The sequence below is a fragment of the Candidatus Methylopumilus planktonicus genome (assembly GCF_000981505.1).
GTDB lineage: Bacteria > Pseudomonadota > Gammaproteobacteria > Burkholderiales > Methylophilaceae > Methylopumilus > Methylopumilus planktonicus.
In genome coordinates, this window is record NZ_LN827929.1 from 612218 (window position 1) to 624452 (window position 12235).

A 12235-nucleotide genomic window follows, 5' to 3' on the forward strand; every position below is an offset into this window, starting at 1 on the left:
TATTAAAAAATATGGCTGAACGCAAAAATTACATTACTAAACATGGGTACCAGAGCCTAAAAGATGAACTTGATTTTTTAGTTAAAGTTGATCGCCCTAAAGTAGTAGCAGATGTTTCCTGGGCTGCAAGTAATGGTGATCGCAGTGAGAATGGAGATTATATATATGGAAAAAAACGCTTACGTCAGATAGATGCAAGAGCCAAATTCTTATTTGGGCGTATTGATGAGGCCGTGGTAATTGATCCATCCTCACAAGAACAGCAGGACAAGATTTTTTTCGGTGCATGGATCACTCTTCTTAATGAATCAGATGATTCAGAGCATCATTTTCGCATTGTAGGACAAGATGAGATTGATACAGAAAAAGGCTTTATTAGTTGGGTGTCACCTATTGCTAAGGCGCTTTTGGGAAAGAACTTAGACGATGAAGTAAAAGTCGAAACTCCGGGCGGTTTAGTAAATTTTCGAATTATTGATGTGTCATATCATGAGTAACAAAAGCCCTATAGTTTGTCATTTAATATGTAAGGTGATTGATTTTTTTGGGGATATTGGTGTTGCATGGCGCATAGCAAAACAACTTAAAGTTGATTTTAATATTGAGGTACATCTTCTTGTCGATGACCTTATGACCACCCAAAGACTCATACCCTCACTTGATATTTCCTTAAAAAAACAAATGATCGATGGTATTAACATTTATTATTGTGATTTTAGTGACAATTCAAAATCGCTTCCGCCACCTCCAGCTTTTGTATTTAATCTTTTTAATATTGATTTGCCTGCTTTATATAAAGCGCTTATGAAAACTAACAAGTCTAAATATATTGCGATTGAATATTTGTCAGCTGAGCCTTGGGTAGATAATTTTCATTTAAAACCTTCTATAGATCCTGAGTCTGGTCTTATTAAAACTTTTTTCTACCCTGGCTTTACAAGACAAACAGGCGGCCTTATCCGAGAGAGGGATTTATTAGGACGCAAAGAGGCTTTTGTCCAAACTAGACTTGATAAAGTTATTAAGTCATTCGGTGGTAATCCTGACCTCTATTCAATATCCCTTTTTTATTACCCAATACAGAAAATTGAAGCTTTTTTAGATGTTATAGATACTATGAAGAAGCCTATTCAGTTTTTCATACCTCAATATTTGTTAGACATCTTAAAGATAAAAAAGAATTATCAGCATCTTCATATTATTTCCTACCCATTCTTAAGCCATGATGATTTTGATGATCTACTTTGGTCATGTAACCTTAATTTTGTGCGCGGTGAAGATAGTTGGATAAGAGCACTTTGGGCCGGTAAACCTTTTATTTGGCAGCCATATATCCAGGAAAACAATCTCCATTTAATTAAACTAAAAGCTTTTTTGAAGCGCTATTGTGAGGATTGTGAACAAAAGCTGTCAGAGATTTTAATTAAAACGCATGACGATTGGTCGAATAATAAATTTAACGAAGCTTTATGGCGTGATTTTTTCAAAAATCACGCTTCTCTAGAGTCTTTAGCGTTGAAGCGCAGTCATTACTTCTTCAAAGAGCCTTCATTTGTTGAGAGTTTGGTTGATTATTGTTCTGAAACATAATTTTCGAGTATAATTTCTCCCTTTTATTTGGTAAGCATTCCCAAGGATCAATATTATGAAAATCGCTCAAGACCTTCGCGCTGGTAACGTCATTATGGTTGGCACTGACCCCATGGTCATTTTAAAAGCTGAATATAATAAGTCAGGTCGAAATTCAGCTGTGGTTAAGATGAAAATGAAAAATCTTTTGACTGAAGCGCCGAGCGAAAACGTTTATAACGCCAGTGATAAATTTGAAGTGATTGTTTTAGATAAAAAGGATGTCACTTATTCTTATTTTTCAGATCCTGCTTATGTATTCATGGATGGTGAATACAATCAATATGAAATTGATCCTGAAAATATGTCAGAAGCTTTAAATTTCTTAGAAGACGGCATGCCATGTGAGGTTAAATTTTATAATGGAAAAGCTATTTCTGTAGAGCTTCCAAATTCTGTTACGCGTGAAATTACTTATACTGAGCCTGCTGTAAAAGGGGACACTTCAGGTAAGGTTATGAAGCCGGCTAAAATTAATACGGGCTTTGAAGTAATGGTGCCTTTATTCTGTAATACCGGTGACAAGATTGAAATTGATACGCGTACCTTAGAGTACAAAAATCGCGTTTTATAATTTTAAGCAGTTCCCCCTACAACCAAACCGTCAATTTTCATAGTGGGTTGGCCTACACCTACCGGAACACTCTGACCTTCTTTACCGCAGGTCCCTACACCTGAATCCAAAGACATATCATTACCAATCATACTGACTTTCTTTAACACTTCAGGACCGTTCCCTATCAAAGTTGCACCCTTGACTGGATAGAGTAGTTTTCCGTCTTCAATCATCCAGGCTTCAGCTGCAGAAAATACAAACTTACCACTTGTGATATCTACTTGGCCGCCGCCAAAATTAACCGCATAAATCCCTTTTTTTACTGACTTGATGATTTCTTCGGGAGTTTTTGTACCATTAAGCATATAAGTATTTGTCATTCTCGGCATAGGCAGATGTGCATATGACTCTCTTCTTGCATTCCCAGTAATTGGCATATTCATGAGTCTCGCATTTAATGTATCTTGAATGTAGCCTTTTAGAATGCCATTTTCAATAAGTACCGTTCTTTGTGTTTCATTACCTTCATCGTCAATATTAAGTGAGCCTCTTCGATCTTTGATAGTGCCGTCATCAACAACAGTAATATCTTTTGCAGCCACTTGTGTGCCAATTTTATTGCTAAATGCTGAGCTACCTTTTCGATTGAAGTCACCTTCTAGGCCATGACCAATAGCTTCGTGAAGAAGAATGCCAGGCCATCCGGGGCCCAAGACAACTGTCATGCTCCCAGCCGGTGCTGGTTTGGCATCTAAGTTAGTTATGGCTTGATGAACTGCCTCCTGCGCATATTGTTTTAATATGTCGTCTGAGAAATATTCAAATCCAAAACGTCCACCACCACCTGATGAGCCTTGCTCTCTTTTTCCATTCGATTCTGCAATAACATTGATAGATAATCTTACTAAAGGTCTAATATCAGCAGCAATTTTTTGTTCATTATTAATAACAAATATCACTTCATACTCTCCAGCAATTGATGCTGTGACTTTGGTGATTCGCTCATCCATTTTTTTAGCAAAATTTTCTATTTTTTTAAGAATCTTAATTTTTGTTTCTGCAGGCACAGCCGAGAGTGGGTCTTGAGTATTATATAAATTAGAAGTTATTTTTGGTTGATCTAGTTTATGATTTTGATTTAAGTTTTTCGAGGCAATGGCTTTAGCAATATTTGAAGAAGATAAAAGGGCTTCAATAGATATATCATCAGAATAAGCAAAAGCAGATTTGTCTTTGTTAACAGCTCTGACACCTACACCCTGATCGATTGAGAAGCTTCCCGATTTAACTTGACCTTCTTCAAGTCCCCAGTATTCATTTTTAGTGTATTGAAAATAAAGATCTGCATAATCGACACCATGAGACATCATGCCATTGAGTATTTTATTTAGATCATGAATTTCAATACCAGATTGGGCGAGAAGTAAATCTTTTGCATATTCAATTTTATGTTCCATAGAAAATATTATTTTATAGTTCGATGTTTAAGTGCAGGCAAGGATTTCCGGATAGACTTAATATAGTCTTTGTTTAAATACCCAGTGATTACACCCGAGCCGCGCGCGAGTTTGTCTAATATTGTGCCCCAAGGGTCTACAATGATTGAATTGCCATGTGTTTCTCTTCCTGATAAGTGGTAGCCTCCTTGAGCAGGTGCTAATACATAACATTGATTCTCAATTGCTCTTGCTCGAATCAGAATTTCCCAGTGGGCTTTACCAGTTGTCTCTGTAAAAGCTGACGGAATTACAAGAAGATCAATGTCTTTCATAGCTCTGAATAACTCTGGAAATCGTAGGTCGTAACAAATAGCAATACCAATTCTACCAAATGGCGAATCGACAACTACAATTTCAGAACCTGCTTCAATTAATTTATCTTCGCGATAATATTCCTCTCCCATATCAAATCCGAAAAGGTGAATTTTGTCGTAGCGATGAACTAGGTTTCCTTTGTCATCATAAATTAAACAGCTATTTCTGATTTTATTTTTATCTTTTGAGACTAAAGGGATTGACCCGCCAATAATCCATACTTTATGCTTCTTGGCTTGCTTTGATAAGAACGACTGAACAATTCCTTGATCAGGTTTTTCTCTCGCTTTTAATTTCTCTGAATCCTTAGAAGTCATAATAGAGAAATATTCAGGTAGGGCAATAATTTTAGCGCCTTGATTGGCAGCAATTGTAATTAAATTTTCAGCTTCATTAAGATTTGAATTGATATCTGGCCCAGAAGCCATTTGAATGCCTGCAATCTTTACGATATCTTTATTTACTAATCTTGCTTTAGTTGTTTTTATTTTAGATTTAATGGCCATTATTATTTTTTATCATTAAATAAGTTCTTAGTGTTATCAATTGTTGTTTTAATTTTATCAGCCGCTGAATTATTTACCTCTTCTGGTTTTTCCCACGTACCAATAATTCTATACTCAGAGGTTAGTACTTTATTAAGTGGATCTTTGAGTATTTTTTGTGCGATAAATGCTACCGCACCTACAAGCGGGCCCCCTGCAAGTGCTGCAATTGATAAGCTATCACTAATATGAGGCGTTACTTTAAGATTTAAATCCTGCGTCTCCTTGATGATATTTATTTCACCAGACATAAACACTTCAGCAGCTGGACCATCCATTCTAAAGTTACTTGTTTTCATAATGCCATTATTGACTCTAACAGCTACATTCATGGTATCAAGGACAAAGCCACTCCCAAATAAATCCCTAAAGTCTAAGCTGAGCCTTCTAGGTAAGCTTTGCAGGGTCAAGAGTCCAAAGAGCCTTCCTATGCCAGGCTCAACTTTTTGAACTATACCTTTACGCACATCAAGGTTGAAGGACCCATCTACTTTAGTTTTATCAAAAGAAAAAGGATTGCCTGGCCATCTCAATTGACCAGATACATCTGCTTCACCATCCTTTACAAAATTAGGAAAGCCAAGGAAATTAAGTGTTTCACCTAGATTGCTGATCTTCCAGCTAAAATTAATATTAGATATAGGGTTTTTATTCCAGTCTATCCAATCTCCCTCTGCTTGAAAAATATTTTTGTCATTAAAAATTTTAAATTTTTGAATATTAATATTTTGTTTTGAAGTCACAGAAACAAGCTCAAGCTTTCCGATTTTCTTACCATCAACTTCAAGGGAGTCAATTTTGATATCTAAATTAGGTACTTTTTGGCTGCTTGAACTTTGTGTTGAGGATATTTTTTTAATTTCATTTGGAAGCTTAAGTGCATTTAGTCTCGCAGTTAGCTTGTTATCTTTTTCAGTCCATAAAAGATTACCTGATGTTTCGTTTGAGCTAATTTTAAATTTTGTACTGGCATTAACTGGTGCTATTTCTATTTTCATATTATTAAATCGTCTATCAAAGAGGTCAGCATGTTTGAGCGCTATATCTGCTTTATCTATCTTAAAACCACTGCCACTATCTCCTTCGCTATAGACACTTATAAGGTCATCTAAATTTACATAGGGTAAATTAGCATTGAGATAAAGTCCCTTTTGCGTACTTGTTTTAATGTCTGAGTTAATTGATATATAACCCTTGTCAATTGACATAATATTATTTTTTTCGATACGAGTTATTTTTGAACTCACAATATTGCTATATGCAAATTCAATTTGATCTGTTTTTGTATTATTTTGTTTTTTAGTAAAGTAAAACTTTTCTTCCTTATCGCGCGCTTTATTGAATGGAGCAGGGTAGCTCATTTCAATCCCTTTTAAATCAGAAGATAATTGTATATTGAGTAAGGGTTTTTTATATTCCAGTAGACCTTCCCAATTTGCAGAGCCATTTATTTTTGAAAAACTTGTACCTAATTTCTCTTCAATACCTTTGTCAGTAAATTTTCCATTTAATTTAACTTTAATAGCCTTGCTTGAGTCTGCAACGAGTGAAATATTAGTATTGCCGCCAAACATGGTACCAGTTAGATTTTCAGTTTTGACATTTTTTTCGTCAAAAGTGACTAAGCCCTTAATTTTTTCTATTTTTGGAATCCCCACCGCAGGGTTAGTTAGATTGCTATCTAAAAATTGGTAATTACCCTTAAAAGTAATTGCATCAAGATTATCTATAGGGACATCAATATTTACTTTTAGTTTTCCTTCTCCAGACCCAGTGGCTTCATCGAATAAATGTTGAACAGATTCTTTTATGGGACTGTTATTAATAAATTTAATAGCTTCACGTGTTGGGCTATCAAGTGTGCTTTGAAGATTTAGTATAGGATGCTCGATCGCTATTGCAGGAATCTTTGTTTTAAGTTCTTTAATGGTGTTACCTAGAAATTGACCTTTCTTACTTAACAACTCGAAAGTGCCAGCATTAACTGAGGCATTAAAATCGAATTTCTCAATAACCGGCCAGCCTGTGCCATATTCGATCAGGGTATTTTTACCAGTAGTTGTAACAATAAAGGAGCCCTCATTAGGATCGGCACGGTTTTGTGCATCGACGAATGGAAAATCGTCTGACGAACCTTTAATTGAAACTAAAGTATTTTCAAGGCTACCCTCAAGGAGTGAAGTGTCTAGCCAGTGGAGACTTTCGGTACCGATCGTTTTTGGATAATAAGTTTTTGCATGCTTCAAATCTATAAAAGGAATGGAAGCTTGGATATCTAGATAAGCCCCTTTTTCCAGTGAATGTTTAATACTGCCATTAATTGAACCGTTAATAAATGCATTATTAAAGCTAATATTTTTAAACATTAAATAGTTTTTTGTCCATTTCAAGTCGCCATGCAAATCATTAAATTTGAGTTCTTCTCTAAATAATTTATTGTAAGTAAGAGATACATCAGTTGATTTTATTTTTAATGAGCCATCTTTGTCAGTCAGATGAATCGAGCCTGTAAGATTTTCAAAACCTGGTAAATCACCAAAGGCTTTTAGGCTTAACTTATCAAATTGGGCTTTAAGGCTTAATGCAATACTTTTATCATCAACCCACTTAAGATCCACCATAGAAAGAGAACCAGATGGCTTTATTGCATCAATTTTACTTTTAACATCATCAAAGTAAGGAATAGTTTGCAATATTTCACTTGCCGCATCGAGTTGAAGCTTATTTATTTGAAGAGAGAATGCAGTTGGTTTACTAGTTTCAGATGAAATGGTAATAGCCGAATCTGCATTTTCAATATTAATACCATTATTAGTAAGGAGATAAAGATTTTCAAATGTAACATGATGTTCTTTTTTACTAGAATACCAAATAATATTGCCTGAAAAATTCCGAAAATTAACCTCATTTTTATTAGCTTGATTCAATTCAGTTTTAAAATTTGTGAGTTTAATTGATGCATTAATTTTATCAATCACCGCATTGTTAATGCTTGCAGTTAAATTTAGATCACCAGTACCAGCATTAATTTTGATTGGGTAGTCGACCCAGGGTGTATAAGCTGCCAGATTAATATTCCCAGCTTTAATTTTAACTTCAGAATCCCAGGAGTAAATATCTTCAATTTTTTTTGCATAAATATTTCCGCTAAGATCAATAAATTGATTGTCACCATTACTGACTCTAAAATTGAGATTAAATTTGTGTTTACCAATGAGATCGATAATAAAGTGTGTTTTATAACTAAGATTTAAATCTTTTAATGTGAGTGCTGGTGCTTTCCTATACTCATCATGCCAATCAACCTCGCCTTGTTCAATGGATACTTTTTTTTGATTAAGAAGCCAGTTTGTTAATTTATTATTTGACGGGCCATCAATGGGTATGCCACCAATAAAAATTTTATTAGTTGCATCTCGTCTCATAAGAAGTTTAGGCGCCTTCAATTTTATTTCCGAAAGTGTTGGAGCTAAATAAAACGGACTTAACCATGAAAAGTCAGCGCTGATTTCTGCAAGTGCAAGTGTTTTATTATTTTGGCTGTCATAAAATACAACTTCGTTTAAGGCAAACTCTGGATTAATAAAATCCCATCGACCTTCAAGTGAATTTATTTTGATTGTTTGGCCCGTGGCCTCCGAAGCAAGAATTTCAATCCTTGATTTGTAGTTATTTAAGTTAGGCTTAATATAAAATTGAAATGTAAGGCTAGAGATAACGATAAAAAAAACGTAGGTAATGACGAGTGCAATACCTATTTTTTTAACGTAAGGAATTAATTTTTGTTTCATTGGTCTTTCTTAAACTTAAACCACTTACGCTATTTTACTTTAAATTATTGAATTGATTGTTTTAGTTGTTCAAGAATGGATGGGTTATCTAGGGTTGAAATATCAGATGTAATTTCTTCCCCTCTAGCAAGAGAGCGCAGGAGTCTGCGCATAATTTTACCTGAGCGTGTTTTTGGTAAGTTATCTCCAAATCGAATATCGTCAGGCTTAGCAATAGGACCTATTTCTTTTCCAACCCAATCTCTGAGTTGATTAACAATTGCTTTTGCTTCTTCACCTTCAGGTCTTTTGCCTTTGAGTACCACGTAAGCTACGATAGATTCACCTTTAATTTCATGGGGCTTCCCAACCACTGCAGCTTCTGCCACTAGAGGATTTGAAACTAGTGAAGATTCAATTTCCATGGTACCAAGCCTATGACCCGAAACGCTTAATACATCGTCGATACGCCCCATAATAGTGAAATACCCAGTCGTTTTGTCTCTGATAGCTCCATCACCTGCTAGGTAAAATTTTCCACCTAGTTCTTGAGGGTAATAACTCTTCTTGTATCGTTCAGGGTCACCCCAGATAGTTCGAATCATTGAAGGCCAGGGTTTCTTGATAACCAATAAACCGCCTGTACCCCAAGGTACTTCATGCCCTGCTTCATCAACAATTGCAGCATCAATACCAGGGAAGGGAAGTGTGCAAGAGCCTGGAACTAATGGCGTTGCACCAGGCAATGGTGTAATAACATGACCGCCTGTTTCTGTTTGCCAAAATGTATCTACAATAGGGCATCGATGATGGCCAATTTTTTCGTAATACCACATCCATGCTTCAGGATTGATAGGCTCGCCAACTGAGCCTAAAAGACGAAGACTTGATAAATCGTAAGCATCAGGATTAGATTCTTCATTTAATTCAGATGCCTTGATAAGAGATCTGATTGCTGTAGGCGCTGTATAAAAAATACTAATATGATGCTTTTCTATCATCTGCCAAAAGCGACCTGCATGCGGAAAAGTTGGAATGCCTTCATAAATAAGTTGTGTGGACCCCATAGCAAGAGGACCATAAACCACATAGGTATGTCCTGTAATCCATCCTACGTCCGCGGTACACCAATAAATATCATCCCCTTTAATATCAAATGTCCATCTCATGGTGTTCATAGCATGAAGAAGATAACCTGCTGAAGAGTGCTGGACGCCCTTGGGGGTTCCGGTTGAGCCTGACGTGTAGAGTAAAAATAGAGGATGTTCGGCATTAACATATACCGGATCACAATCCGTCGATTGGTTTTTAATAAGCTCATGCCACCAAATTTCTTTAGCTTTTAACTCAATCACTTCTTTTGATTTCTTAAGCACTATAGTGCTAATGACTGTTTCACAACCGCCCAAATTAAATGCTTCATCTACTGCAGATTTAAGGGGGAGTGTTTTACCGCCTCGAAATTGAATGTCTGCTGTAATGACGAGTTTAGCTTGAGCATCTTTAATGCGCTCTTGAATGCTTTTCCCAGAGAAACCACCAAATACGACAGAGTGTGTTAATCCAATTCTGGCGCAAGCAAGCATGGCGACAACTGCTTCAATACCCATGGGAAGATAAATAAGAACTCTATCACCCAGATCTAAATTGAATGTTTTAAGGCCATTTGAAAATTGACATACCTTTTGATAGAGCTCTTTGTAAGAGACTTTGGTGATATCTCCATTGTCAGCTTCAAAAATAATTGCGATTTTATTAGGCTGAGTGATTAAATGCTTATCAAGGCAATTATATGAAACATTCAATTCACCATCTTCAAACCATTTATAAAAGGGGGCGTTAGAATCATTGAGCGTTTTAGTAAACGGTTTTTTCCAAATGATTAACTCGCGAGCAAGATCAGCCCAAAATTTCTCATAATTTTTATTGGCAGAAGTGCACAGTTTTTCGTAAGCAGCCATGCCAGATACATTGGCATGACCTACAAACGCTTGACCTGGATGAAATATTCTATGTTCGCTTGAGACTGACTCAATACTCATACGGTTTAACTTTAAATTTAACTTAAAAAATTAAATCTATTATTAGTAGTAATTTATTTTATGTAAAGCGAAAAAATGACACTTCAATTATTTTCATTATTTAACGCTTGTGAGCTAGGCTTTATGTGTGGTAAAAGTCATCCATTACAATGATTATTAACAGTACATTATGAATTTAAGAGTCAGATTAAATCTTTTAATTACAGCCATCTTGCTGATCTTTTTTGTTTCAATGGGTTACACCATAATGAAGGGATCAAAAGAATCTATTCAAGAAGGGGTAGAGTCAGCCAATCGCGTGACAATGCAGCTATTAGATACAGTTATTATAAGTTCTTCTCAAAATCCAGAATGGGGCTATACTCATGATGTCTTAAAGAGATTTTTAGAAGAGCTAGGCCATGTTAGAAGCAGCAATATTAATTTATACACGCTTCAAGGTGAACTTCTCTACGCCTCCCCCCCTTCCAAATATCGTATAAACGATCCTCCACCTCCCAAATGGTTTGAAACTTCTCTAACACCTAAAGAAGTTATAGATACTAGAGTAATAAGATTTGGTAAGCTTATTGTGAAAACAAATCCCACCGGTGCCATAAAAGAATCTTGGGCCAAGATGAACCACTTCTTCTTGATCGCTTGTGTATTTTTTGTATTATTAAATATCGTGGTGTATTGGATGCTTGGTTTCTGGTTACGACCCCTTGAACCTATGGTTGAGGCAATTACCAAAATGGGTGAAGGTGATTTCGAAGCGAGACTTCCTAATTTTAACTTACCTGAATTTGCAGTCATAGCAGAGAATTTCAATCGCATGGGCGATTCACTCCAATCCAAGATTCGCGAGAATCAAAGGCTCGCATTAATTGCGCAACAAACTGCAGATGCTATTGTTATTCACGATCTTCAATCTAAAATTTCCTTTTGGAATGCTTCAGCTGAAAAAATATTTGGGTATTCTCCAAAAGAAATATTAGGGAAATCTGCTTATGTGCTTACATCTAAAGCACATGAAAATGAATTAAGAAAAAGCTTTCAATTAATTCATACAGGAAAAAATATCCACAATATAGAAACGCAAAGAATTAAAAAAAATAGAGAAGTAGTGGATGTCGCCATATCATTTTCGCCACTTATAGATCCGATTACGAATGAAATTATTGGTGACATATGCAGCATGAGAGATATTAGTGAAAAGAAAATTGCAGAAGAGTCAAAATTGAAACTTGAAGAAAATAGAAAATTCACTCAATTAATTCAAAGTCATATTGAAGATGAAAGAAGAAGTTTGGCAAGAGAGCTTCACGATGAATTAGGTCAGTATGTATCCGCCATTAAGATATTTGCTTCTAACATTTCTAATAAGGCTAAAAAAATATCACCTGAAATTGAAAAAAATGCAGACTCTGTTATTTCTGCTGCAAATCAGATATATGATGGGATGCATAGCATTATTAAGCAATTAAGGCCGGGTGCGCTGGATAACCTCGGTTTAGCAGAAACGCTAAAAGACACTGTAAATACTTGGCAAAAACAATATGAACATTTAAAAATTCATTTGTTGATTAAAGGCGACCTGAATCACCTTAATGAAACTTTAAATATTAATTTTTATCGAATTATTCAGGAAGCTATGAATAATGCTTTAAAACATTCGCAAGCTAAAACGATTAAAATTAATTTGGTTTTAATTAAAAAAGGATTTTTGGAATTAAACTTCAGTGATGATGGTCAAGGTATGGACCTTAAAAAAATTGATCAAACCAAAAATTTTGGCATTCTGGGCATGCAAGAGCGCATTCAATCTTTGAATGGTTCGTTTGAATTAATTTCTAAAAAGAATCAGGGTACGCAGATTTTAATCTCAGTGCCCATTTAA

At 35.5% G+C, this 12235-nt stretch carries 8 protein-coding genes; 4 read left to right on the forward strand and 4 right to left on the reverse strand.

From position 1 onward, the window contains the following. The first annotated feature begins 11 nt into the window (after positions 1-11). Genes greB through efp form a run of 3 tightly spaced genes read left to right on the forward strand, consistent with a single transcriptional unit; the run spans position 12 to position 2203 of the window. Complete coding sequence (gene greB, locus BN1208_RS03385; RefSeq protein ID WP_046487881.1) at positions 12-497, forward strand: transcription elongation factor GreB; 486 nt, start codon at positions 12-14, stop codon at positions 495-497. Further along, positions 490-1590 carry an elongation factor P maturation arginine rhamnosyltransferase EarP gene (gene earP, locus BN1208_RS03390; RefSeq protein ID WP_052734628.1) on the forward strand — a complete coding sequence of 367 codons (1101 nt, stop codon included), beginning with the start codon at positions 490-492 and terminating at the stop codon, positions 1588-1590. The genes greB and earP overlap by 8 nt, the downstream gene beginning before the upstream one ends. A 55-nt stretch (positions 1591-1645) precedes the next feature. Continuing rightward, positions 1646-2203, forward strand: coding sequence for an elongation factor P (gene efp, locus BN1208_RS03395; protein WP_046487883.1), 558 nt, complete (start codon positions 1646-1648; stop codon positions 2201-2203). A gap of 2 nt (positions 2204-2205) precedes the next feature. Here efp and tldD read toward each other — a convergent pair whose 3' ends face one another. The 4 genes from tldD to acs are packed head-to-tail and all read right to left on the reverse strand — an operon-like array spanning position 2206 to position 10356. Then, positions 2206-3642, reverse strand: a complete 1437-nt coding sequence (tldD, locus tag BN1208_RS03400) for a metalloprotease TldD (RefSeq protein WP_046487884.1) — start codon at positions 3640-3642, stop codon at positions 2206-2208. 8 nt (positions 3643-3650) lie between these two features. Further along, positions 3651-4505, reverse strand: coding sequence for a carbon-nitrogen hydrolase family protein (locus BN1208_RS03405; protein ID WP_046487886.1), 855 nt, complete (start codon positions 4503-4505; stop codon positions 3651-3653). A 2-nt stretch (positions 4506-4507) separates the two neighbouring features. Next, positions 4508-8335, reverse strand: coding sequence for a YhdP family protein (locus tag BN1208_RS03410; protein ID WP_046487887.1), 3828 nt, complete (start codon positions 8333-8335; stop codon positions 4508-4510). 44 nt (positions 8336-8379) lie between these two features. Continuing rightward, positions 8380-10356 carry an acetate--CoA ligase gene (acs, locus tag BN1208_RS03415; protein ID WP_046487889.1) on the reverse strand — a complete coding sequence of 659 codons (1977 nt, stop codon included), beginning with the start codon at positions 10354-10356 and terminating at the stop codon, positions 8380-8382. 169 nt (positions 10357-10525) lie between these two features. Between acs and BN1208_RS03420 the strand changes: the two genes are divergently transcribed. After that, complete coding sequence (locus BN1208_RS03420; RefSeq protein ID WP_046487891.1) at positions 10526-12235, forward strand: PAS domain S-box protein; 1710 nt, start codon at positions 10526-10528, stop codon at positions 12233-12235.